The 21,174-nt window shown below is 70.1% G+C and carries 17 protein-coding genes and 1 pseudogene; 14 read left to right on the top strand and 4 right to left on the bottom strand.

What is annotated here, in order from left to right:
- From AB0469_RS28985 to AB0469_RS28970, 4 genes are all read left to right on the top strand, one after another.
- On the top strand, window positions 1–1,448 hold a 1,448-nt coding region (locus AB0469_RS28985), incomplete at its 5' end, for a vitamin B12 dependent-methionine synthase activation domain-containing protein (protein ID WP_366454392.1).
- Window positions 1,449–1,562: 114 nt separating this feature from the next.
- On the top strand, window positions 1,563–2,264 hold the full coding sequence (locus AB0469_RS28980; RefSeq protein ID WP_366454391.1) for an HAD family phosphatase: 702 nt from the start codon (window positions 1,563–1,565) through the stop codon (window positions 2,262–2,264).
- Between the two features lie 479 nt (window positions 2,265–2,743).
- Window positions 2,744–4,348: an ABC transporter substrate-binding protein gene (locus AB0469_RS28975; RefSeq protein ID WP_366454390.1), complete on the top strand. Its 1,605-nt coding sequence runs from the start codon at window positions 2,744–2,746 to the stop codon at window positions 4,346–4,348.
- A gap of 71 nt (window positions 4,349–4,419) precedes the next feature.
- Window positions 4,420–6,003 (top strand): ABC transporter substrate-binding protein, encoded by a 1,584-nt coding sequence (locus tag AB0469_RS28970; protein WP_366454389.1) that lies wholly within the window; start codon window positions 4,420–4,422, stop codon window positions 6,001–6,003.
- Between the two features lie 82 nt (window positions 6,004–6,085).
- Here AB0469_RS28970 and AB0469_RS28965 read toward each other — a convergent pair whose 3' ends face one another.
- Both AB0469_RS28965 and AB0469_RS28960 read right to left on the bottom strand, forming a co-directional pair.
- Window positions 6,086–6,757, bottom strand: coding sequence for a response regulator transcription factor (locus tag AB0469_RS28965; RefSeq protein ID WP_366454388.1), 672 nt, complete (start codon window positions 6,755–6,757; stop codon window positions 6,086–6,088).
- Window positions 6,758–6,818: 61 nt separating this feature from the next.
- The gene (locus AB0469_RS28960; protein ID WP_366454387.1) at window positions 6,819–7,697 is read right to left on the bottom strand and encodes a RecB family exonuclease; all 879 of its coding nucleotides are present in this window, start codon (window positions 7,695–7,697) and stop codon (window positions 6,819–6,821) included.
- Here AB0469_RS28960 and AB0469_RS28955 point away from each other — a divergent pair.
- The 3 genes from AB0469_RS28955 to AB0469_RS28945 all read left to right on the top strand — a co-directional run bounded on the left by AB0469_RS28955 (window position 7,606) and on the right by AB0469_RS28945 (window position 10,784).
- Complete coding sequence (locus AB0469_RS28955; protein ID WP_366454386.1) at window positions 7,606–9,057, top strand: site-2 protease family protein; 1,452 nt, start codon at window positions 7,606–7,608, stop codon at window positions 9,055–9,057. The two genes, AB0469_RS28960 and AB0469_RS28955, sit on opposite strands and share 92 nt — an antisense overlap.
- An 18-nt stretch (window positions 9,058–9,075) precedes the next feature.
- On the top strand, window positions 9,076–9,972 hold the full coding sequence (locus tag AB0469_RS28950; RefSeq protein ID WP_042814566.1) for a tRNA (adenine-N1)-methyltransferase: 897 nt from the start codon (window positions 9,076–9,078) through the stop codon (window positions 9,970–9,972).
- A 308-nt stretch (window positions 9,973–10,280) separates the two neighbouring features.
- The gene (locus tag AB0469_RS28945) at window positions 10,281–10,784 is read left to right on the top strand and encodes a hypothetical protein (protein WP_366454397.1); all 504 of its coding nucleotides are present in this window, start codon (window positions 10,281–10,283) and stop codon (window positions 10,782–10,784) included.
- 4 nt (window positions 10,785–10,788) lie between these two features.
- Here the strand turns inward: AB0469_RS28945 and AB0469_RS28940 are convergent, their stop codons facing one another.
- Entirely contained in the window at window positions 10,789–11,109 is a 321-nt protein-coding gene (locus AB0469_RS28940; protein ID WP_366454385.1) for a ferredoxin, read from the bottom strand.
- Between the two features lie 264 nt (window positions 11,110–11,373).
- Between AB0469_RS28940 and arc the strand changes: the two genes are divergently transcribed.
- From arc to prcA, 5 genes are all read left to right on the top strand, one after another.
- The gene (gene arc, locus AB0469_RS28935) at window positions 11,374–13,140 is read left to right on the top strand and encodes a proteasome ATPase (protein ID WP_042814564.1); all 1,767 of its coding nucleotides are present in this window, start codon (window positions 11,374–11,376) and stop codon (window positions 13,138–13,140) included.
- A gap of 247 nt (window positions 13,141–13,387) precedes the next feature.
- Window positions 13,388–14,899 (top strand): depupylase/deamidase Dop, encoded by a 1,512-nt coding sequence (dop, locus tag AB0469_RS28930; RefSeq protein ID WP_042814563.1) that lies wholly within the window; start codon window positions 13,388–13,390, stop codon window positions 14,897–14,899.
- Between the two features lie 174 nt (window positions 14,900–15,073).
- Window positions 15,074–15,286 carry a ubiquitin-like protein Pup gene (locus tag AB0469_RS28925; RefSeq protein ID WP_042803062.1) on the top strand — a complete coding sequence of 71 codons (213 nt, stop codon included), beginning with the start codon at window positions 15,074–15,076 and terminating at the stop codon, window positions 15,284–15,286.
- Between the two features lie 276 nt (window positions 15,287–15,562).
- A complete protein-coding gene (gene prcB / locus AB0469_RS28920) occupies window positions 15,563–16,402 on the top strand; it encodes a proteasome subunit beta (protein WP_366454384.1) in 840 nt (279 codons plus the stop codon).
- Between the two features lie 40 nt (window positions 16,403–16,442).
- Window positions 16,443–17,207 (top strand): proteasome subunit alpha, encoded by a 765-nt coding sequence (gene prcA / locus AB0469_RS28915; RefSeq protein WP_366454383.1) that lies wholly within the window; start codon window positions 16,443–16,445, stop codon window positions 17,205–17,207.
- 61 nt (window positions 17,208–17,268) lie between these two features.
- On the opposite strand, the gene AB0469_RS28910 is transcribed toward prcA, so the two are convergent.
- A complete protein-coding gene (locus AB0469_RS28910; RefSeq protein WP_366454382.1) occupies window positions 17,269–18,270 on the bottom strand; it encodes a LacI family DNA-binding transcriptional regulator in 1,002 nt (333 codons plus the stop codon).
- Between the two features lie 137 nt (window positions 18,271–18,407).
- Here AB0469_RS28910 and AB0469_RS28905 point away from each other — a divergent pair.
- A pseudogene (locus AB0469_RS28905) lies at window positions 18,408–19,695 on the top strand (MFS transporter).
- A gap of 9 nt (window positions 19,696–19,704) precedes the next feature.
- On the top strand, window positions 19,705–21,066 hold the full coding sequence (gene pafA, locus AB0469_RS28900; RefSeq protein ID WP_366454381.1) for a Pup--protein ligase: 1,362 nt from the start codon (window positions 19,705–19,707) through the stop codon (window positions 21,064–21,066).
- Window positions 21,067–21,174 lie beyond the last annotated feature (108 nt).

The raw sequence follows: 21,174 nt of genomic DNA, 5'->3' as shown, positions 1-21,174 counted from the left end.
AGGGGATGAAGGTCGTCGGTGAGCTGTTCGGTTCCGGTCAGATGCAGCTGCCGTTCGTCCTGCAGTCGGCGGAGGTCATGAAGACGGCGGTGGCCCATCTGGAGCCGTACATGGAGAAGTCGGATGCGGAGGGCAAGGGCACGATCGTGCTGGCCACGGTCCGCGGTGACGTCCATGACATCGGCAAGAACCTGGTCGACATCATCCTGACGAACAACGGCTACAACGTCGTCAACATCGGTATCAAGCAGCCGGTCTCCGCGATCGTCGAGGCCGCCCAGGAGCACAAGGCCGACGTGATCGGCATGTCGGGCCTCCTGGTGAAGTCCACCGTGATCATGAAGGAGAACCTGGAGGAGCTGAACCAGCGCAAGCTGGCCGCCGACTACCCGGTCATCCTCGGCGGTGCGGCGCTGACCCGTGCCTACGTGGAGCAGGACCTGCACGAGATCTACGAGGGCGAGGTCCGCTACGCGCGCGACGCGTTCGAGGGCCTGCGGCTGATGGACGCGCTGATCGCCGTCAAGCGCGGCGTCCCCGGCGCCGCCCTGCCCGAACTCAAGCAGCGCCGCGTCGCCAAGCGGGACGTGCCCGTCCTCCAGGCCGAGGAGGCCGAGGAGCCGGGCGGCCGGTCCGACGTGGCCGTCGACAACCCGGTGCCCGCCCCGCCCTTCTGGGGAACCCGGGTCGTCAAGGGCATCCCGCTCAAGGACTACGCCTCCTGGCTGGACGAGGGCGCGCTGTTCAAGGGCCAGTGGGGACTCAAGCAGGCCCGCGCCGGCGGGGCCACGTACGAGGAGCTCGTCGAGAGCGAGGGCCGTCCGCGCCTGCGCGGCCTGCTGGAGAAGCTGCACACCGAGAACCTCCTCGAGGCGGCCGTGGTCTACGGCTACTTCCCCTGCGTCTCCAAGGGCGACGACCTGATCATCCTGGACGACCAGGGCAACGAGCGGACCCGGTTCACCTTCCCGCGCCAGCGCCGGGGCCGCCGCCTGTGCCTGGCGGACTTCTTCCGCCCGGAGGAGTCCGGCGAGGTCGACGTCATCGGCCTCCAGGTCGTCACCGTCGGCTCGAAGATCGGCGAGGCCACGGCCAAGCTCTTCGCATCCGACTCCTACCGCGAGTACCTGGAGCTGCACGGCCTGTCCGTCCAGCTCGCCGAGGCCCTGGCCGAGTACTGGCACGCCCGCGTCCGCGCCGAGCTCGGCTTCGGCGGCGAGGACCCGGCGGCCATCGAGGACATGTTCGACCTCAAGTACCGGGGTGCCCGCTTCTCCCTGGGCTACGGCGCCTGCCCCGACCTGGAGGACCGTGCGAAGATCGCCGACCTCCTCCAGCCGGAGCGGATCGGCGTCCACCTCTCGGAGGAGTTCCAGCTCCACCCCGAGCAGTCCACCGACGCTCTGGTCATCCACCACCCCGAAGCGAAGTATTTCAACGCACGCTGACACGTACCGGCGTACACTGGTCGGTCCCAAACAGGCCGGTCACCTGTCCCCGAGGGGATGCCCCGCGCGGGCACGAGGTGACCGGCCTCGTCGTCCCCGGAGAGAGGCGTACGCATGACCAGCACCGTTCCCGCCCCCGTCGTCCGCACGGCCGACGGGCACGCCCTCCAGGCGGTGCTGCTCGACATGGACGGCACCCTCGTCGACACCGAGGGCTTCTGGTGGGAGATCGAGGCCCAGATCTTCCACGAGCTCGGCCACCGCCTCGACGAGGCCTGGCGCGACGTCGTCGTCGGCGGCCCCATGAGCCGCAGCGCGTCCTTCCTGATCGAGGCGACCGGCGCCGCCATCGGCCTCGCCGAGCTGAGCGTCCTGCTCAACGAGCGCTTCGAGGCCCGCATCGCCGAACAGGTCCCCCTCATGCCCGGCGCCGAGCGGCTGCTGAGCGAGCTGGCCCGGCACAACGTGCCCACCGCCCTCGTCTCCGCCTCGCACCGCCGGGTCATCGACCAGGTCCTGCTCACCCTGGGCCGCGACCGCTTCCACCTGACCGTCGCCGGCGACGAGGTCCCCCGTACGAAGCCCCACCCCGACCCGTACCTGTTCGCCGCGAGCAGCCTGGGCGCGCACCCCTCGCGGTGCGCCGTCATCGAGGACACCGCCACCGGAGTGGCCGCCGCCGAGGCGGCCGGCTGCCGGGTCGTGGCCGTGCCCTCCGTCGGCCTGATCGAGCCCGCCCCCGGCCGGACCGTCGTGCGCTCGCTGGAGGACGTGGACCTGGCCTTCCTGCGCTCCTTGATCACTCCGATGAACTGAGAGCACACCGTCTGTGCCGAACGGAACCGGGGCCAGTCCCCGGTCTCGCGGAAGGATCTTCCGCGCATGCCGCCGGAGGCCGAAATTCCATCCCGATGACGTGGGCCGGAGCGGGTGACTTTGGTCACCCGCGCAGCCTTCGCCGGACCTGCCCCGAGCCTCCAGGGGCTTCCCATGTGTCCGGATTGATCATCTCCTGACCCCATCTGCGAAGACTCCGGTGTAAGCGGTCAGTCCGCACCCATCACAGTGCGATTACGCCCCCTGCGCCACTGGTTCCAGCCACCCCCTCCCGGGCCACTAATGTCGACGCGGGCACTCCGCACGCACCTCTGCCGTGCCGGCCGCACACCCTTGCACCGGCACGCGCGTGGACCGATCGTCAAACACCGGCCCGATCGTTCCGCCCTGAACGGGCGACCGCCGCGAAGTGCCCTCTACGCCGCTTAACAAGTGCCGGGTGAGGGAGTACTTCCAGCATGAACCGCAAGACCATGGTGCTGACGGCCGCGATCGGCCTGCTCACCCCCGCGCTGTCCGCATGCGGCAGCGCGAGTGGAAACGGAGCAGGGTCCGGAGCGATCGTCGTCGGCACCACCGACCGGTTCGAGGCAGCCGACTACGCCCCCGCCCCGTTCGACCCCGCCTACGCGTACGACGCCACCACCTGGAACGTCCTGCGCCAGACCGTCCAGACGCTGATGCACACCCCGCGCGGCGGCGGCCAGCCCGTCCCCGAAGCGGCCTCCGACTGCCGCTTCACCGACAACGACAACGAGAGCTACCGCTGCACCCTGCGGCCGGGCCTGAAGTTCGCCAACGGCGACCCGCTCACCGCCAAGGACGTCAAGTTCTCCATCGACCGGGTCCGGGCCATCAAGGACGAGAACGGCCCCTCCGCCCTCCTCTCCACCCTCGACACCGTCGAGGTCAAGGGCGCCGACACCGTCGTCTTCCACCTGAAGACCCCGGACGCGACCTTCCCGTACAAGCTCTCCACCCCCGCCGCCGGCATCGTCAGCGAGAAGAACTACGAGGCCCGGAAGCTGCGCACCGGCTTCGCCGTCGACGGCTCCGGCCCGTACACGATGAAGGCCGAGGTCAAGGACAACCACCTCGTCCGGGCCGTCTTCAGCAAGAACCCGAACTACAAGGGCGACATCAAGCTGCAGAACGACAAGGTCGAACTGCGCACCTTCCCCGACTCGGCGGCCGCCACCAAGGCGCTCTCCGACGGCTCCATCAGCATGGTCTCCCGCACGCTCTCCCCGGCCCAGATCACCGAGCTCTCCGCCAAGCCCCCCAAGGGCGTCAAGCTCGTCCCCATGCCGGGCCTGGAGATCCGCTACATCGGCTTCAACACCGACGCCCCGGTCACCAAGGAGAAGGCCGTCCGCCAGGCCCTCGCCGCCGCCGTCGACCGCAACAACGTCATCTCCAAGGTCTACGGGAAGTCCGCGCAGCCCCTGTACTCGCTGGTCCCCACCACGGTCACCGGGCACGTCAACTCCTTCTTCAACAAGTACGGCGAGGCCAACACCGCCAAGGCCGCCGACCTGCTGAAGGCCGCCGGGATCAAGACCCCCGTCAAGCTGACGCTGAACTACACCAGCGACCACTACGGCGACGGCACCGCGGCCGAGTTCGCGGCCCTCAAGGCCCAGCTGAACTCCACCCAGCTCTTCGACGTCAGCGTCCAGGGCAACGAGTGGGGCGACTTCCGCCCGGCGCAGAAGAAGGGCGACTACGCCGCCTACGGGCTCGGCTGGTTCCCCGACTACCCGGACGCCGACAACTTCCTCGCCCCGTTCCTGGAGCAGGACAACTTCCTGGGCACGCCGTACGCCAACAACACGGTGCGCACCAAGCTCATCCCCGAGTCCCGCAAGGCCGCCGACCGCAACGTCGCCGTCCCCGCGATCACGGAGATGCAGGACATCGTCGCCGAGGACGTGCCCGTCCTGCCGCTGTGGCAGGGCAAGCAGTACGTCGCCGCACGCGACGGGATCACCGGAGTGGAATGGTCGGTCAACGCCATCTCCGACCTCCAGCTGTGGGAGCTCGGCCGAGGTGTCAGCGGCTGAGACCGGCAGCAACCGGCGGCGGACGTCGCAGGCCGGCGCAACGATCAGACAAGAACTGTGAAGGACATCGCGTGAAGAGACGTAACCAGTGGCTGGTGGCCCCGCTCGGGGCGGCGACCGCCGCCGCGCTGCTCAGTGGCTGCGGTTCGCAGGACGGCTCGGCCGCCGGCGACGGCAAGGGCGTGGTCATGGGCATATCCGACAAGGTGAAGTCCACCGACCCGGCATCCGGCTACGACCCGGGCTCCTGGCTGCTCTTCAACAACGTCTTCCAGTCGCTGCTGAGCTTCCCCAAGGGCGGCACCACGCCCGAGCCCGACGCCGCGCAGGCCTGCAACTTCGAGGGCGGTGACAGCAAGGTGTACAAGTGCACCCTGCGCTCCGGCCTGAAGTTCAGCAACGGCCACAGCCTCACCTCGAAGGACGTCAAGTTCTCCTTCGAGCGCACGCTGAAGATCAACGACCCCAACGGTCCGGCCGTCATGCTCGGTTCCATCGCGAGCATCGACGCCCCCGACGAGAAGACCGTCGTCTTCAAGCTGAAGACGCCCGACGCGACCTTCCCCAGCAAGATCGCGTCGGGCGCGGGCGCCATCGTCGACCACGCCGAGTACCCGGCCGACAAGCTGCGCTCCGACAACAAGGCGATCGGCTCCGGCGTCTACAAGCTGGACGCCTTCAGCGAGAAGAGCGCCAACTTCTCGGTCAACGAGTCCTACAACGGCAAGGCCAAGGCCAAGAACACCGGCGTCACGCTGAAGTTCTTCAACGGCGACCAGGCCGGCCTCAAGACCGTCCTGGAGAGCGGCGACGTCGACTTCGCCTTCCGCGGCCTCGCCGCCAAGGACATCGCCGGCCTCGCCGCCACCAAGACCGGTGACAACAAGGTCGACGTCGTCCAGGGCACCGGCGCCGAAGTCCAGCACATGGTCTTCAACGTCAGCGACCCGGTCGTCGGCAAGCTCCCCGTCCGCAAGGCCATCGCGTACCTCGTCGACCGCGAGGCGCTCGTCAAGGACGTGTACTCCGGCACCGCCGTGCCGCTGTACTCGATCGTCCCGGCCGGCATCGCCGGACACACCACCCCCTTCTTCGACCGCTACGGCGGCAGCCCCCAGCTGGAGAAGGCCAAGGCCGTCCTCAAGGCCGCCAACATCACCGGCAAGGTCAAGCTGACGCTGTACTCGACGCCGACCCGTTACGGCCCCTCCACCGACCAGCAGTTCCAGGTCATCGCCAAGCAGCTCAACGAGAGCGGCCTGTTCGACGTCGACGTGAAGTCCGTCGAGTTCGAGCAGTACGAGAAGGACATCAAGGCCGGCAAGTACGGCGTCTACGTCAAGGGCTGGGTCCCCGACTACCCCGACGCCGACAACTTCACGCAGCCGTTCTTCGGGCCGGACAACGTCCTGATGAACAACTACGACAACAAGGAGATCAGCGGGACCATCATCCCGACGACCAACACCAAGTCCGACCGCACCGCGGCCAACCCGGACTACACCCGTCTCCAGGACATCGTCGCGGACGAGCTCCCGATCCTCCCGCTCTGGCAGAGCAAGCAGTACGCCGTCGCCCGCCAGAACGTCACCGGCCTCCAGTGGTCCCTGGACGCCTCCACGGTCTTCCGCTTCTGGGAGATCAGCAAGGGCTGAGACCGCCCTCGTCAAGGCGGACACGGCTCCGCCCCGGCACCCGAGAAGGGTGCCGGGGCGGACCCGTATCCGGACCCCGCGCCTACTGCGCGCCCGGCCGCACCAGGCCGCTCTCGTACGCGTACACCGCCGCCTGCACCCGGTCGCGCAGGCCCAGCTTCGTCAGCACGTGGCCCACGTGCGTCTTCACCGTCGTCTCGCTCACGAACAGGTCCGCCGCGATCTCCGCGTTCGACAGCCCCCGGGCCACCAGCTTCAGGACCTCGACCTCGCGCTCGGTCAGCGTCCCCAGCACGTCCGGGACGCTCTCCTCGCCCGACGGCAGATGGCCGGCGTACTTGTCCAGCAGCCGGCGCGTGATGCTCGGCGCCAGCATCGCCTCGCCCGCCGCCACCACCCGGATCGCCTGCACCAGCTCATGGGCCGGGGCGTCCTTCAGCAGGAAGCCGCTCGCCCCCGCCCGCAGCGCCTCCACCACGTACTCGTCCAGGTCGAACGTGGTCAGCACCAGCACCTTCGCCGGCCCGTTCCGCTCCGGACCCGTGATCTGCCGGGTCGCCTCGACCCCGTCCATCCGCGGCATCCGGATGTCCATCAGCACCACGTCCGGCTGCAGCGCCCGCACCTGTTCCAGCGCCTGCAGACCGTCCCCGGCCTCACCGACCACCACCAGGTCCGGCTCCGCCTCCAGGATCATCCGGAAGCCGGTGCGCAGCAGTGGCTGGTCGTCGACCAGCAGGACGCGGATCGCCACGGGAACTACCTCGTATTCGTCGGACGGCTTCGGCGCCGCCCATTCTGCCCTGACCGCGCGGTCAGGAACCCGCCGGGAGGCCGGGCCGCGGGACGACCTCCAGCGGATACACCGGGGGAGTGCCGCCGAACTCCGGACACACCGACCGGTGGTCGCACCAGCCGCACAGCTTCGTCGGCCGCGGCCGCCAGTCGCCCGTCTCCGTCGCCTCCGAGATCGCCTCCCACAGCGCGTGCAGCTTGCGCTCCACCCGCTCCAGGTCCGCCACCACCGGGTCGTAGGTCAGCACGTCCCCGCTGCCCAGGTACACCAGCTGGAGCCGCCGCGGCACCACGCCCTTCAGCCGCCACACCACCAGCGCGTAGAACTTCATCTGGAAGAGCGCGCCCTCCGCGTACTCCGGCCGCGGCGCCTTGCCCGTCTTGTAGTCGACGATCCGCACCTCGCCCGTCGGCGCCACGTCCACCCGGTCGATGATCCCGCGCAGCCGCAGCCCCGACTCCAGCTCCGTCTCCACGAAGAACTCCCGCTCCACCGGCTCCAGCCGCGTCGGGTCCTCCAGCGTGAACCAGCGCTCCACCAGCGCCTCGGCCTCCGACAGCCAGGCCGCCAGCCCCGCGCCCCCGTCCTCCGCCGGGAACAGCTCCGCCAGCTCCGGCTTCGCCTCCAGCAGCCGCTCCCACTGCCCCGGGAGCAGCGCCTTCGCCCGCGGCGCCGTCCGCTCCGCCGCCGGGTGGTCGAACAGGCGCTCCAGCACCGCGTGCACCAGCGTCCCCCGCGTCGCCGCCGCACTCGGCTTCTCCGGCAGCCGGTCGATCACCCGGAACCGGTAGAGCAGCGGGCACTGCATGAAGTCGCCCGCCCGCGAAGGCGACAGCGAGGCGGGCCGGGCGGCACCCGGGGAAGCGTCGGCGGAACCGGCGCCGGGGATCGTCGTCATGCGTAAAACCCTACGACCCGGGACCGACAGCACGCGCATACCATCGACTCCGGGCCCATCGCCCTGCATGATCGGAGCATCACACCGCGCGACAGCCCCACGCCGCCACCCCCACGACGTGGACCACACTGGAAGCACACGCACCGAACGAAGGACAGCCGTGGCAGACACCGACGAATCCGGCGAGCGCCCCGCCAAGCGCTCCGACCCGGGCGGCGGCATCCTCATGGGCCGCCCCTTCGGCGTACCCGTCTACGTCTCGCCCAGCTGGTTCCTCGTCGCCGCCCTCATCACCTGGGTCTTCGGCGACCAGCTCGACCGGATCCTGCCCGACCTCGGCCCGGCCCGCTACCTCGTCTCCCTCTTCTTCGCCGTCGCCTTCTACGCCTCCGTCCTCGTCCACGAACTCGCCCACACGATCGCCGCACTCCGCTTCGGGCTCCCCGTGCGCCGCATCCAGCTGCAGTTCTTCGGCGGGGTCTCCGAGATCGAGAAGGAGTCCGAGACCCCCGGCCGCGAATTCGTCCTCGCCTTCGTCGGCCCCCTCCTCTCGCTCGTCCTCGCCGGGATCTTCTACCTCGGCATGAAGGCCGTCGACCCCGCCAGCGTCCCCGGCGTCCTCCTCGCCGGCCTGATGGTGTCCAACCTCCTCGTCGCCGCCTTCAACCTGCTCCCCGGCCTCCCCCTCGACGGCGGCCGCATGCTCCGCGCCCTCATCTGGGGCCTCACCGGCAAACCCATGACCGGCACCGTCGCCGCCGCCTGGGTCGGCCGCGCCCTCGCCGTCACCGTCCTGCTCGGCCTGCCCCTGATCACCCAGACCGGCGTCCTCGGCAACCCGCCCCAGGACATCGGCGGCATGGACACCGTCATGGACGCCCTCCTCGCCGCCATCCTCGCCGCGATCATCTGGACCGGCGCCGGCAACAGCCTGCGCATGGCCCGCCTCCGCGAACACCTTCCCGAGCTGCGGGCCCGCACCCTCACCCGGCGCGCCATCCCCGTCCAGAGCGCCACCCCCCTCTCCGAGGCCCTGCGCCGCGCCAACGAAGCCGGAGCCCGCGCCCTCGTCGTCGTCGACGGCCAGGGCGACCCCACCGCCATCGTCCGCGAGACCGCCATCGCCTCCGTCCCCGAACACCGCCGGCCGTGGGTCGCCGTCAGCACCCTCGCCCAGGACCTCACCGACGGAATGAAGGTTTCGGCGGAGCTCACCGGCGAGGAACTCCTCGACCACCTCCGCACCACCCCCGCCACCGAGTACCTCGTCCTCGAGAAGAGCGGCCAGATCTACGGCGTCCTGTCCGCCCTCGACGTCGAGAAGGCCTTCGTGAAGGCCATGGCGCGGCCCCAGTCCTGAAGCCAATACACTGGTCACATGTCCGAACCGACCGGTGCCGCCCGCCGACGCGGGCCCTTCGAGGTCGGGGACCAGGTACAGCTGACCGACCCCAAGGGCCGCCACTACACGTTCACGCTCGAAGCCGGGAAGAACTTCCACACCCACAAGGGTTCCTTCCCGCACGACGAGCTGATCGGCGCTCCCGAGGGCAGCGTTGTCCGCACCACCGGCAACGTCGCCTACCTCGCGCTGCGCCCCCTGCTCCCCGACTATGTCCTGTCCATGCCCCGCGGCGCCGCCGTGGTCTACCCCAAGGACGCGGGCCAGATCCTGGCCTTCGCCGACATCTTCCCCGGCGCCCGCGTCGTGGAGGCGGGAGTGGGCTCCGGCTCCCTGAGCAGCTTCCTGCTGCGCGCCATCGGCGACCAGGGCATGCTCCACAGCTACGAGCGCCGCGCGGACTTCGCCGAGATCGCCACCGCCAACGTCGAGCGCTACTTCGGCGGGCCCCACCCGGCGTGGAAGCTGACCGTGGGCGACCTCCAGGACAACCTGGACGAGACCGACGTCGACCGCGTCATCCTCGACATGCTCGCCCCCTGGGAGTGCCTCGAGGCGGTCAAGAAGGCCCTCGTCCCCGGCGGCATCCTCTGCTGCTACGTGGCCACCACCACCCAGCTGTCCAAGACCGTCGAGTCCATCCGCGAGATCGGCTGCTTCGCCGAGCCGCAGCCCTGGGAATCGATGATCCGCAACTGGCACGTGGAAGGCCTCGCCGTCCGCCCGGACCACCGGATGATCGGCCACACCGGCTTCCTCGTCACCGCCCGCCGCCTCGCGGACGGCGTCGAGCCCCCCATGCGCCGCCGCCGCCCCGCCAAGGGCGCCTACGGCGAGGACTACGAGGGCCCCGGCAGCGACCGCTCCGCGTAGCCCCTCCCCGCCGCCCCGGCCCGGGGCGGCGGACCCAACACGAAAGCGCTGTGGCGCAGTTCCCGGAAGAACTCCCGGAACTGCGCCACAGCGCCTTTTCGTTGCCCGCGCGGACCGGTGCGGACCCGGCCGTTCCACCGCGGTGTGAGGTGTGGCACGATGCTGGCTCACCGTCACCCTTCGTACAGGAGACACCCCGCGTGACGCACAGCCCCACCGGCCACGCCCCGTCGTTGGAAGACCTGTCGCCCGAGGACCTCGTGCACCGCCGCGCCAAGCCCGTCCACTGGGTCGCGACCGCCACCGCCATGGCGGCCGTCATAGCCGGCGCGGGCCTGCTCCAGCCCGACCGGGCCACCGGGGCCACCCCCGCCCCCGAACCCGCCAAGGGCCCGCGGGCCGCCGCACCCGACGCCCGCGCCGCCGCGTACCCCCTCGACTGCAAGGGCGCCCCGCACCTCGTCACCGCCACCGCGGAGGGCGACCTCGACGGGGACGACCTCCCCGAGACGGTCGCGGCCGTACGCTGCGACGCCGGCTCCGGCACCCCGCCCCACGCGGTCTACGTCCTGACCCGCGCGGCCGCCCCCGGGGCCCCGCCCCGCGTCGTGGCCACCCTCCTCGACTCCGCCCAGCGCCGGACGGCCACCGACCTGACCGTGCGCGACCGCGTCGTCACGGCGAGCCTGCTGGGCTACTCCTCGCCCTCCGTGCCCCGCTACAGCCCCGACGTCAAGCAGTTCGCCAAGTGGCGCTGGACCGGCGGGAAATTCCGCCAGGAGCTTACGGACTCGACCGCCGGGCGTGTTTGAACCGTCACTCGGCGTCGGGGCCGTACACCTCGACCCCGTCCGAAACGCGCCTTACGTGGATGCAGTCGCCCGGGCATTCCCGCGCCGAGTCGACCACGTCCTGGAGCAGCGGCAGGGGAACCGGAGTCGTCGCTCCCGCCTCCACGAGGAGCTCGTCCTCGGGGCTCTTCACGTACGCCAGACCGTCGATGTCCAGCTCGAACACCTCCGGGGCGTACTGGACGCAGATGCCGTCCCCGGTGCAGAGGTCCTGGTCGATCCAGACCTCCAGCGGCTCTCCGGTCCCGCCGGTGCCGCCCGTCGGGGCCTCCTGCTGCACGGTCATATCTCCTGCCGTTCCCTGCTCTGATAGATCCGTACCGGAGGCGGCTCTCGGCAAGTCGCGCGGGCCCGGACGGGTGTTGAACGCTTCGACCTTACAACCGGCTGCTTTCCGATGTTGAAGGGTGGGTATTTCCCTGGCGTGAGGGAGTACGCAAGGGTGAAGATCGGACACACCCCTACCGTCTTTGTGATCTAGGGGTTTCAATCACCACCAGCCCAGGTAGGGTCAGGAAGCGTCCAGCTCCCCTTGGAGGAGGTGAGGACCGTGGCAGCCCACGACGACGACATCAACCGCGGCATCCGGCCCGGGCGAGGGTCTGAGGACCCCGCTGGCCAGGTTGCCTATCTCGAGCAGGAAATCGCCGTCCTGCGCCGCAAGCTCGCCGACTCTCCGCGTCACACGAGGATTCTCGAAGAGCGGATCGTCGAGCTCCAGACGAATCTGGCAGGCGTCTCCGCCCAGAACGAACGACTGGCGAACACCCTCCGTGAGGCCCGGGACCAGATCGTGGCCCTCAAAGAGGAAGTCGACCGGCTCGCGCAGCCGCCGGCCGGCTTCGGTGTCTTCCTCCAGGCGAACGAGGACGGCACCGTCGACATCTTCACCGGCGGCCGCAAGCTCCGCGTGAACGTCAGCCCCAGCGTCGACCCGGAAGAGCTCCGGCGCGGCCAGGAGGTCATGCTCAACGAGGCGCTCAACGTGGTCGAGGCCATGGAATTCGAGCGCGCCGGGGACATCGTCACCCTCAAGGAGATCCTCGAGGACGGCGAGCGCGCCCTGGTGGTCGGGCACACCGACGAGGAGAGGGTGGTGAGGCTCGCCGAGCCGCTCCTGGACATCACCATCCGCCCCGGCGACGCCCTCCTGCTCGAACCGCGCTCCGGCTACGTGTACGAGGTGGTCCCCAAGAGCGAGGTCGAGGACCTCGTCCTCGAAGAGGTCCCGGACATCGACTACGACAAGATCGGCGGCCTGGGCGACCAGATCGAGCTGATCCGCGACGCGGTCGAGCTCCCCTACCTCTACCCGGACCTCTTCAAGGAGCACGAACTGCGGCCCCCGAAGGGCATCCTGCTCTACGGCCCGCCCGGATGCGGCAAGACGCTCATCGCCAAGGCCGTCGCCAACTCCCTTGCCAAGAAGGTCGCGGAGGTCACCGGACAGGCGGCGGGCAAGTCCTACTTCCTGAACATCAAGGGCCCCGAGCTCCTCAACAAGTACGTCGGCGAGACCGAGCGGCACATCCGCCTCGTCTTCCAGCGCGCCCGCGAGAAGGCCAGCGAGGGCACCCCCGTCATCGTCTTCTTCGACGAGATGGAGTCCCTCTTCCGCACCCGCGGGTCCGGTGTCAGCTCGGACGTGGAGAACACCATCGTCCCGCAGCTGCTCGCCGAGATCGACGGCGTGGAGGGCCTGGAGAACGTCATCGTCATCGGCGCCTCCAACCGCGAGGACATGATCGACCCGGCGATCCTGCGGCCCGGCCGCCTCGACGTGAAGATCAAGATCGAGCGCCCGGACGCCGAGGCCGCGAAGGACATCTTCGCGAAGTACCTCAAGGCCTCCCTGCCGCTGCACACGGACGACCTGAGCGAGCACTCGGGCTCGCCCGACGTGGCCGTCCACAGCATGATCCAGACCGTCGTCGAGCAGATGTACGCGGAAAGCGAGGAAAACCGCTTCCTCGAGGTCACGTACGCCAACGGCGACAAGGAAGTCCTCTACTTCAAGGACTTCAACTCCGGAGCGATGATCCAGAACATCGTCGACCGGGCGAAGAAGATGGCCATCAAGGCCTTCCTCGAGCACAACCAGAAGGGCCTCCGGGTCTCCCACCTCCTCCAGGCGTGCGTGGACGAGTTCAAGGAGAACGAGGACCTGCCGAACACCACCAACCCGGACGACTGGGCCCGGATTTCCGGAAAGAAGGGCGAGCGGATCGTATTCATCCGCACCCTCGTCACCGGAAAGCAGGGCGCCGACACCGGACGCTCCATCGACACGGTGGCGAATACCGGTCAGTACCTCTGACGGTCCGAGGCGGCTGCGGGTGCCTCACGGGGCATTCGCGGCCGCCTGTTTTACCGCCCGCCTTTTCCGGCCGTGACAAGGCGAAGTCAATGACTGAAATGATCTCCCCACCAGCGCGGAGTGGTTCTAGGCTCTTCCGTACCGCCGGTCGCGCAGTGCGGGACGGGCACCGCACATGACGCACCGGAGCACCAGCGGTACTTGAGCGCCGCCCCGAACGGGAGCGCCGCCGGGCAAGGAGGGCCGCATGACCGTACGGCGAGTAATGGGGATCGAGACGGAGTACGGGATCTCCGTCCCGGGGCACCCGAACGCCAATGCCATGCTCACCTCGTCCCAGATCGTCAACGCGTACGCGGCGGCGATGCACCGGGCGCGACGCGCCCGCTGGGACTTCGAGGAGGAGAACCCGCTGCGGGACGCCCGCGGCTTCGACCTCGCCCGCGAGGCCGCCGACAGCAGCCAGCTCACCGACGAGGACATCGGCCTCGCCAACGTCATCCTCACCAACGGCGCGCGGCTCTACGTCGACCACGCGCACCCCGAGTACAGCTCGCCGGAGGTCACCAACCCCCTCGACGCGGTGCTCTGGGACAAGGCCGGCGAGCGGATCATGGCCGAGGCCGCCGAGCGGGCCGCCCAGCTGCCGGGCGCGCAGCCCATCCACCTCTACAAGAACAACACCGACAACAAGGGCGCCTCCTACGGCACGCACGAGAACTACCTGATGAAGCGGGAGACCCCCTTCTCGGACATCGTGCGCCACCTGACGCCCTTCTTCGTCTCCCGCCAGGTCGTCACCGGCGCCGGCCGGGTCGGCATCGGGCAGGACGGGCGCGAGCACGGCTTCCAGATCAGCCAGCGCGCGGACTACTTCGAGGTCGAGGTCGGTCTGGAGACCACCCTCAAGCGCCCCATCATCAACACCCGCGACGAGCCCCACTCGGACGCGGAGAAGTACCGCCGGCTCCACGTGATCATCGGCGACGCGAACCTCTCCGAGATCTCCACGTACCTCAAGCTGGGCACGACCTCGCTGGTCCTGGCCATGATCGAGGACGGGTTCATCAGCGTGGACCTGGCCGTGGACCAGCCCGTGCGCACCCTGCACCAGGTCTCCCACGACCCGGACCTCCAGCACCTGATCACGCTCCGCAGCGGGCGCACCCTGACCGCCGTACAACTCCAGATGGAGTACTTCGAGCTGGCCAGGAAGTACGTGGACGAGCGGTTCGGGACGGACGCCGACGAGCAGACCAAGGACGTCCTGAGCCGCTGGGAGGACGTGCTGGGCCGGCTGGAGACCGACCCGATGAGCCTGGCGGGGGAGCTGGACTGGATCGCCAAGCGGGAGATCCTGGAGGGCTACCGCAGGCGCGACGGACTCGGCTGGGACGCGGCGCGGCTGCACCTCGTCGACCTCCAGTACTCGGACGTGCGGCCCGAGAAGGGGCTGTACAACCGCCTGGCGGCCCGCGGCAAGATGCGGCGGCTGCTGGACGAGGCGGACGTCGAGCGGGCCGAGAGCAAGCCCCCGGAGGACACCCGGGCGTACTTCCGGGGCCGCTGTCTGGAGCAGTACGCGGACGACGTGGCGGCGGCCTCCTGGGACTCGGTGATCTTCGACCTCCCGGGCCGCGACTCCCTCCAGCGGGTCCCGACCCTGGAACCCCTCCGGGGCACCCGCAAGCACGTCAAGGAGCTCCTGGACCGCTGCCGTACGGCGGAGGACCTGGTGCGGGTGCTTTCGGGACAGTGAGCGGGCCTGAAAGGCCGCCCGTCAGGGAATCATGAAGTCAGACGGACGTTGTGAAAGTACGGGGACGAATGTCGGACCCTCCTTGTAGGGTCCGGCGTAGGGTCTGATCTTGAGAGGTCCCGAATCCCGGGGTCTCTCCGTGTGAGCGCGCGAACCGAGCGGGGTGAGGTAGACATGGCGACCAAGGACACCGGCGGCGGACAGCAGAAGGCCACTCGCTCGACCGAGGAGGTCGAGGAGCAGGCCGCGGAAGCGCAGTCCGACCTCAAGGAGCGGCAGGAAAAGCTTTCCGACGACGTCGACTCCGTCCTGGACGAGATCGATGACGTGCTCGAGGAGAACGCCGAGGACTTCGTGCGCTCCTTCGTGCAAAAGGGTGGCCAGTAAGGTTTTTTGACCTTCGAATCAAAGGTCATCTGCTGGGGTGGGGGCGTATCCACGGGAACCGACCGGTGTCGTGGGGGTGGCCGGGACCTACCCCGAAGCGGGCCCCGGTCCGGATGGCGTGACCGCGTGACCGCGCGGCGGCGTACGGCGGCGAGGGCCGCCTGCGTCGCCGGGCGGGTCGGTTGGTCACGATCACCGGACGGGTAGGGTCCGGGGCGTAGTTCAAGATCGGCCGGACGTCACAGGGCGTGCAGCCGCTTATGTGGAAGGAAACCTGTGGAACCCAACACTCGTGGCACAGGGCGTCTACCGGCAGCCTTCCTGACGCCGGGGTCGTCGTCCTTCATGGACTTCCTGGGCGCGCACGCGCCCGAGATGCTGCCGGGCAACCGGAAGCTCCCCGAGGGGATCGTCGAGGCCCCGCACGGGACGACCATCGTCGCCGCCACCTTCCCCGGCGGGGTCGTCCTCGCCGGCGACCGGCGGGCGACCATGGGGAACATGATCGCGCAGCGGGACATCGAGAAGGTGTTCCCGGCCGACGAGTACTCCGCGGTGGGCATCGCCGGTACGGCCGGCCTCGCCGTCGAGATGGTCAAGCTGTTCCAGCTGGAGCTGGAGCACTTCGAGAAGGTCGAAGGGGCGACGCTGTCGCTGGAGGGCAAGGCGAACCGGCTCTCGACCATGATCCGGAGCAATCTGGGGATGGCGATGCAGGGGCTCGCGGTGGTCCCGCTCTTCGCGGGCTACGACGAGGCCCGGGAGAAGGGCCGGATCTTCTCCTATGACGTGACGGGCGGCCGCTCCGAGGAGCACGGCTACGCCGCCACCGGTTCCGGCTCCATCTTCGCCCGGGGCTCGATGAAGAAGCTCTACCGCCCCGACCTGACGGAGGAGCAGGCCACCACGCTGGTCGTGCAGGCGCTGTACGACGCCGCCGACGACGACTCGGCGACCGGCGGACCGGACCTGTACCGCCACATCTACCCCATCGTCACCGTCATCACCGACGAGGGCTTCCGCAGGCTGGACGAGGACGAGTCGCAGGCGCTCGCCCGCACGGTGACGGACCGCCGGCTCCAGGAGCCCGACGGCCCGCGCGCCGCCCTGCTCTGACCAGTCCTCTCGTCGCCCAGAAGAAAGGGACGGACCACCGGTGTCGACTCCGTTCTATGTGTCACCCCAGCAGGCCATGGCCGACCGGGCGGAATACGCCCGGAAGGGCATCGCCCGCGGACGCAGCCTCGTCGTGCTGCAGTACGCCGACGGCATCGTGTTCGTCGGCGAGAACCCGTCCCGCGCGCTGCACAAGTTCAGCGAGATCTACGACCGGATCGGCTTCGCGGCCGCCGGCAAGTACAACGAGTACGAGAACCTGCGCATCGGCGGCGTGCGCTACGCCGATCTGCGCGGATACACCTACGACCGCGACGACGTGACGGCCCGTGGTCTGGCCAACGTCTACGCGCAGACCCTCGGCACCATCTTCTCCTCGGCCGGCGAGAAGCCGTACGAGGTGGAGCTGGTGGTGGCGGAGGTCGGTGCGACGGCCGCCGGGGACCAGATCTACCGGCTGCCGCACGACGGGTCGATCGTCGACGAGCACGGCTCGGTGGCGGTCGGCGGCAACGCCGAGCAGATCAGCAGCTACCTCGACCAGCGGCACCGGGACGGGATGAACCTGTCCGAGGCACTGAAGCTCGCGGTGCAGGCGCTGTCCAGCCAGGCCAACGGGGCCGACAAGACCATCCCGGCCGAGCGGCTGGAGGTCGCGGTGCTGGACCGTACGCGGGCCCAGCAGCGCAAGTTCAAGCGGATCCGGGGCCGGCAGCTGGCGCGGCTGCTGGAGGCGGAGGTCCCGGCGGCGGCCCAGGTGGACGCCGTGTCGAACGACGAGGCGCCGGAGGACGACGCCGAGTAGTCCCGGTCCGGCGCGGGGCCCCGGTCCGCTCCCCTCGGGGGCGGGCCGGGGCCTTCGTGCGTCAGGGGCCGGCCGGGGCGGGGCCGGTGGAGTCGCGGACGACCAGTTCGACGGGGATGTCGGGGGCGGTCCAGGGGGAGCCGTCGAGGACGGCGAGGAGGGCGTTCATGCCCTGCTCGCCGACCTGCTCGGCGGGGAGCCGGACGGTGGTGAGCTCGGGCTCCACGGCGGTGGCCAGGCCCAGGTCGTCGATGCCGGTGACGGAGAGGTCCTCGGGGACGCGCAGGCCCAGGCGCCGGGCGGCCTTGCAGGCGCCGGCGGCCAGGACGTCGTCGTCGCAGAGGACGGCGGTGGGCCGGTACCCGGGTTCCGCGAGGGCGGTCTCCATGGCCGTGCGGGCGGCGTCGACGCTCAGGCCCGCCCGTACGGTGCGCAGCTCCGTGCCGGGCCCCAGGAGGGCGGCGAGGGCGCGGGCGCGGATGTGGAAGGTCCAGGTGTCGACGTCGGCGGCGAGGTGGAGGAAGCGGCGGTGGCCGTGGGCGAGGAGGTGTCCGGCGGCCTGGCGGACGCCGTCGGCCATGGCGAGGTTGACGTGGGCGGCGGCGCGTCCGGAGCCGGGGTCGCTGTCGAGCATGACGAGGGGGAGGTCGTCGCCCCCGATGGCGTCGAGGGCTCCGGCGGCCATGGAGGAGGCGATGACCCCGTCGAGGGCGGCGCGGGCGGAGGCGAAGGGGTCGCGGGCGGGGCCGGTGCCGTCGGGGGAGGGGTAGAGGACGACGCCGAAGCCGTGGGCGGCGGCGACGCGGGCGGCGCCGGTGTAGACGCGGGCGAAGAACTCGTTGGTGAGGGCGGGGACGACGAGGAGGGCGGTGCGGGTGCTGCCGAGGCGGAGGTTGCGGGCGGCGAGGTTGGGCCGGTAGCCGAGGGTGGAGGCGGCCTCGCGGACCAGGGCGGCGGTGCGCTCGGAGACGCGGCCGCGCCACTTGTCGCCGAGGACGAGGGAGACGGTGGCCTGGGAGACCCCGGCGGCGGTGGCGACGTCGCGGCTGGTGGGTCTCGTCACAGGAAGCTCCTGAAGTGCCAGGTGGGGCGTGTGCGGGCGGTCCGCGGGGTGGACCCCGGGTCTGCCGCCATGGTACGTATGACGGGTCGAGTTATACGTATTACCCCGGCGGAGAGTCCGGGCAGAAGGGGGCATTCATGGCCGCGGGTTACGCGGAGCTGCTCAGGACCCGGTACGCCGCGAGGCTGCTGGCGGGCACGCTGCTCGGGCGGCTGCCGAACGGCACCGCCGCCATCGCCATCGTCCTCTTCATCCGCTCCGAGGGGGGCAGCTACAGCCTCGCGGGCGCGCTGGCGGCCGCGTACGGGCTGGCCAACGCCGTGGGGCAGCCGCTGCTGGGCCGGGCGGTGGACCTCTACGGGCAGCCGCGGGTGCAGCTGCCGGCGGCGCTGGTCTCCGCGCTGGGCATGGTGTGGCTGGCCGTCGCGGGTACGGGCTCGATGGCCGCCGCCTACGCCGCGGTGCTGGTCTCCGGTCTGTTCACGCCGCCCCTGGAGGGCGGTCTGCGGGCCCTGTGGCCGTCGGTGCTCGGCGGCCGCGAGGAGCGGGTGCACGCCGCGTACGCGATGGACGCGGTGGCCCAGGAGATCATGTACACGGTCGGCCCGCTGCTGGTGACGCTGTGCGTCGCACTGTGGTCCCCGGCGGCGGCGCTGCTGGTGCTCAATGCCGTGGGGCTGGTCGGCGTGCTGATGGTGGTGCTCTCCGAGCCCTCCCGCACCTGGCGCTCGGCGCCGCGCGAGGCCCACTGGCTGGGCGCGCTGCGCTCGCGGGGGCTGCTGGCGCTGCTGGGCGCGTTCTTCTTCGTGGGCATGGCGCTGGGCTCGATCGCGGTCGCGGCCGTGGCGTACTCCGACGGGCACGGCGGCCAGGCGGTGTACGGCTGGCTGATGGCGGCCCTGGGTCTGGGCGCGCTGGTGGGCGGCGTGGTCTACGGCGCCCGGCAGTGGGCGGGGGCCCCGGAGCGGCGGCTGCGGCTGCTGGTGGGCCTGCTGGCCGTGGGCTACCTGCCGCTGATGCTGAGCGTCGGACCGGTGGCGATGACGGCGCTGGCCGCGCTGTCGGGCGTGTTCCTGGCCCCCTCGCTGGCCTGTGCGTTCATCGTGGTGGACCGGCACGCCCCGGCGGGCACGGTGACCGAGGCCTTCTCCTGGCTGGTGACCTTCTTCGGCGTGGGCGCGGCCCTCGGCACGGCGGCGGCCGGTCCGGCGGTGGAACTGGGCGGGACGACGGCCGGTTTCGCGGTGGCGGGCGGCGCGGGGGTGGCGGCCCTCCTGGTCCTGACGGCCACTCAGCCGGTCCTGTCCCGGGGCGGCCGCAGCCGGGCCGTGGCGGGCTCCGCGGAGGCGTCCTCGGAGCAGTTGATCAAAAACTGATCGGAACGCCGCTCTCGAACCCGGTTTCAGAAGAGGGCAGAAGGCGTAATGTTCAGTCATGGACCGCCGCATTTTCGGGCTGGAGAACGAGTACGGCGTCACGTGCACGTTCAGGGGACAGCGCCGACTGTCTCCTGACGAAGTGGCGCGCTACCTCTTCCGCCGTGTCGTGTCATGGGGCCGCAGCAGCAATGTGTTCCTGCGGAACGGCGCCCGCCTGTACCTCGACGTGGGATCGCATCCGGAATATGCAACACCCGAATGCGACAGCCTGACCGAACTGGTCACCCACGACAAGGCGGGCGAGCGCATTCTCGAAGGCCTGCTCGTCGACGCCGAACGCCGGCTGCACGAGGAGGGAATCGCCGGCGACGTCTACCTCTTCAAGAACAACACCGACTCGGCGGGCAATTCGTACGGTTGCCACGAGAACTACCTCGTGGCCCGGCACGGTGAATTCTCCCGCCTGGCGGACATCCTCATTCCCTTCCTCGTCACGCGCCAGCTGATCTGCGGCGCGGGCAAGGTGCTGCAGACCCCCCGGGGCGCGGTCTACTGCGTCAGCCAGCGGGCCGAGCACATCTGGGAGGGCGTCAGCTCCGCCACCACCCGTTCCCGGCCGATCATCAACACCCGCGACGAGCCGCACGCGGACGCGGAGCGCTACCGCCGCCTGCACGTGATCGTCGGGGACTCCAACATGTCCGAGACGACCATGCTGCTCAAGGTCGGCGCCACGGACCTCGTGCTGCGCATGATCGAGGCGGGCACGGTGATGCGGGACCTGACCCTGGAGAACCCGATCCGGGCCATCCGCGAGGTCAGCCACGACATCACCGGCCAGCGCAAGGTCCGCCTGGCCAGCGGCCGCGAGGCCTCCGCCCTGGAGATCCAGCGCGAGTACTACGAGAAGGCCCTGGACTTCGCCGAGCGGCGGGGGATCCGCACCGGGGTCGTGGAGCGGGTGCTGGAGCTGTGGGGCCGCACCCTGGACGCCATCGAGGCCGAGGACCTGGACCGGATCGGCCGCGAGATCGACTGGGTCATGAAGTACCAGCTGATCGAGCGCTACCGGGCCAAGCACAACATGACCATGTCCAACCCGCGGGTCGCCCAGATAGACCTCGCCTACCACGACATCCACCGCCGGCGGGGCCTGTACTACCTGCTGGAGCGCAAGGGGCAGGCCGAGCGGGTCTGCAACGACCTGAAGATCTTCGAGGGCAAGTCGGTGCCCCCGCAGACCACCAGGGCGAGGCTGCGCGGGGACTTCATCCGCCGGGCCCAGGAGCAGCGGCGGGACTTCACCGTCGACTGGGTCCACCTCAAGCTCAACGACCAGGCGCAGCGCACCGTGCTGTGCAAGGACCCGTTCCGGTCGGTGGACGACCGGGTGGAGAAGCTGATCGCCGGCATGTGACCGGTGCGGCAGGGGGCCCCGTACGCGTCCGCGTGCGGGGTCCTCGCATGCCAGAGCCTTGTGGCGCAGGGGCCAGCCCGTAGAGTGGGCCGCTACGACGGACCATTC

It is taken from the genome of Streptomyces sp. NPDC093801 (assembly GCF_040701585.1).
Classification (GTDB): domain Bacteria; phylum Actinomycetota; class Actinomycetes; order Streptomycetales; family Streptomycetaceae; genus Streptomyces.
Note: the sequence above shows the minus strand (reverse complement) of the source record. Positions and strands in the feature narration are given on the sequence as shown.